We start from the raw sequence: 2,278 nt of genomic DNA, 5'->3' as shown, positions 1-2,278 counted from the left end.
CCTTTGGAGTTTGGTATTGACTGTGGGCATGCCCATTTTCGGTAGCTTGGGATGACGCTACCGTGCCCGTCCCGTGCACACTTTGCTATTTCGTTTTATGATCGAGGTATAAGTAAATACGATTGATTGCTCGTGAACGAGATTTTCCAGCTCAACCTCAGGCATCTGGATGCGCTGCTGGTCACCGGCCGCTCGGGCAGCATGAGTGCGGCCGCGCGCGAGGTGAGTCTTTCTCAGCCGGCGCTTGCGCAGGCGATGGCGAAGATGGAGCGAGTACTCGGGGAGCGTCTGTTCGACCGGCAGCCGGCCGGCGTCACACCGACGACAGCGGGCCGGATCATGATGCTTCGCATCGATCGTGCACTGCATTACCTCGCCCACGGCGGGCGGTTGGTAAGAAGGTCCGCCCGGCTCTCGCCGCTGCCGCATATCGAGCGGCGGGTCACCATGGTGCAGCTGCGAGCGCTCATTGCGGTGGAAGGCAACAGCAGCTACGTGCAGGCCTCTGAGCTGACCGGTTTGTCGCAGCCCGCCGTCCATCGTGCCGTGCGCGAGCTGCAGGACATCCTCGGTACGGATCTGTTCGTGAGGGTGGGGCGCATCGTGCGGCCCACGGATGTCGCGAGCCGGTTCGTTCGCTTCGCCCGTCTCATGCTTTCGGAATTGCGCGCAGGATTCGACGAGATCCGGGCGATGAACACGGACGATGCCGGCCGGGTGACGGTTGGCATCCTGCCCAGCGCGCGTGCCATCTTCTTCTCCGACCTGCTTGCGCGGTTCACCACCGCCCACGTGTCCGCGGCGGTGAAGGTGGTCGAGGCCTCGTATCGCGACCTGCTTGCCGGCCTTCGTCAGGGCGATCTGGATCTGATCATCGGCGCCCGTCGCGATCCCGCGCCCCACCGCGATGTGGTGCAGGAAGAGCTGTTCGACGACGACCCGGTGGTTGTCGGCCGCGCGGATCACCCGTTACGCGACAAGCACCAACTGGAGCTGTCGGACCTTCTGGGTTACCCGTGGGTCATTTCGGCACCCGGCATTCCGTTGCGGAACAAGTGGGAGCAGATCTTCACCAGCCGCGGCGTGGAGCCGCCGCGCCTTCGTATCGAATGTGGCTCGGTGCTGGTAACGCGTGGGCTGCTGCTCCAGGGCGACTGGCTTACGCTTGTATCGCGCGACCAGTTTCTCTTCGAATACCGCGCCGGGACGCTGACTGAGATCGGCAACCTCGGCGCGGAATTGCGTCGACGCATCGCCTTGACGCGTCGACGTGACTGGATGCCGACGCCTTTGCAGGCGGACTTCGTCGAACGCACGCATGCATTGGCGCGGGAGCGCGACGAGCACTGAGGTTGCCGGTCAGCCAGCCGCCGACTGCGGTGGCGTGGGATCCGCCACGAGATCGGTCGGTACGTGCACACCACGCCGGGCGATTTTCTCGGTCATGATCGTGTGCTGCATCATCAGCCCCGACACCAGATAGGCTGCGACGCTTGCCGCTAGCAAAGGCAGCAAGGCGTGCGGTTGCATCGTGGTCTCGAAGACGAACACGGCGGCGGTCAGCATCGCGCGCGAGGCGCTCGCGAAGAGTGCAGCCATGCCTACCAGGGCGGCCATGCGGGGATCCACCTGGGTGATCGGCCATTGCGCGAGGGCCAGGCCAAGCAGGCCGCCCAGCGCGCCGCCGATGGTGAACAGCGGCGCGAGCGTGCCACCGGACGTGCCGCTGCCCAGCGCGATCGACCATGAAACGAGTTTCGCGAAAGCGAGGATCGCCAGCGCACCGATAGTCATGTGGCCACCGATGACGGCGACGATGTTCTCGTAGCCCACGCCCAGCGTTGAAGGCACCGCATAGCCAATGATTCCGACGGCGAGGCCACCGATCGCTGGCCACCACATCCAGTGGATCGGAAGCTTTTCGAAGGCGTCTTCCAGACCGTACACGAGGCGAGTGACGGCCACGCCCGCCACACCGAAGATCAGACCCAACACGGTATAGAACGCGAGGGCTACGATCGAAGCCGGACCGAGGGCCAGCATGGGAAACACGGGCCCCGGCCCTTCGAGAGCGAAGCGCACGGCCGCTCCGGTTACGGCGGCCATGGCCACCGGCACCAGCGATCGCGCGCGTCGCTCGAACAGCAGCAGCTCGATGCTCAACAACACCGCTGCCAGCGGCGCCGCAAAAATGGCCGCCATACCCGCTGCCGCACCGGCCGCCAAGAGTGTCTTGCGTTCGTCGGCAGTTACGGGAAGCAATTGCCCGACATACGAG

2 protein-coding genes are annotated in these 2,278 nt (G+C 64.7%); one reads left to right on the top strand and one right to left on the bottom strand.

Annotated elements, in window-relative coordinates; all coding sequences use genetic code 11:
- The first annotated feature begins 132 nt into the window (after positions 1–132).
- On the top strand, positions 133–1,350 hold the full coding sequence (locus AC1DT2_RS21140; protein WP_477298529.1) for a LysR family transcriptional regulator: 1,218 nt from the start codon (positions 133–135) through the stop codon (positions 1,348–1,350).
- A 9-nt stretch (positions 1,351–1,359) separates the two neighbouring features.
- On the opposite strand, the gene AC1DT2_RS21135 is transcribed toward AC1DT2_RS21140, so the two are convergent.
- Positions 1,360–2,278 (bottom strand): chloride channel protein (locus AC1DT2_RS21135; RefSeq protein WP_477298528.1); only part of this gene is annotated, 919 nt, incomplete at its 5' end.

It is taken from the genome of Luteibacter sp. P4_E6 (assembly GCF_056401535.1).
Note: the sequence above shows the minus strand (reverse complement) of the source record. Positions and strands in the feature narration are given on the sequence as shown.